Annotated in this window: 1 protein-coding gene; it reads right to left on the reverse strand. The window is 44.8% G+C overall.

Features of this window, described 5'->3' with window-relative positions; genetic code table 11:
• Positions 1 to 643, reverse strand: a 643-nt coding sequence (locus tag HMPREF0851_RS15215; RefSeq protein WP_000309629.1) for an SSURE domain-containing protein, incomplete at both ends; no start/stop codon positions are given.

Consider the following 643-nt stretch of genomic DNA (forward strand, 5'->3'; position numbering starts at 1 on the left):
CACCGTACACTTTGATGGTAGCTTTATAGCTGTGAGTTCCATTTTGTTTCAAAAGGTCAAGAAGCTCTTTATCTGATTTACCTTGAGTACCTGCCAAGTCCACTTCATAGAAGTAAAGACCTTTGCCCAATTTCTCTACTGGTGGAAGGGCGGGATTTTTAGCTGAACCGTTATCTGACCATGGAGCCTTGTCTGAGGCCTTCAAGATAAGGCGAGTCAACATACCGTCACCAGCGAAGAATTCGTATGGAATGACTTGGTTAACACCAGCTGTGAATGGGCCTGGGAAGTTGGCTTTGTCCAAGTAAGTAGCTGGAACGTCTACTGTGTCTTTGGTGTTGTCAGCCACGCCTTTTTGTACTTCAGCTGGTGTAGTCAAACCGTTCAAGTTGACATCCAAATCCTTAGTCGCTACAAGGTTAGTCAAATCGGCCTTGCCGTCTTTAGCACCGTACACTTTGATGGTAGCTTTATAGCTGTGAGTTCCATTTTGTTTCAAAAGGTCAAGAAGCTCTTTATCTGATTTACCTTGAGTACCTGCCAAGTCCACTTCATAGAAGTAGAGGCCTTTGCCCAATTTCTCTACTGGTGGAAGAGCGGGGTTTTTAGCTGAACCGTTATCTGACCATGGAGTCTTGTCTGA

Source organism: Streptococcus sp. M334 (assembly GCF_000187745.1).
GTDB lineage: Bacteria > Bacillota > Bacilli > Lactobacillales > Streptococcaceae > Streptococcus.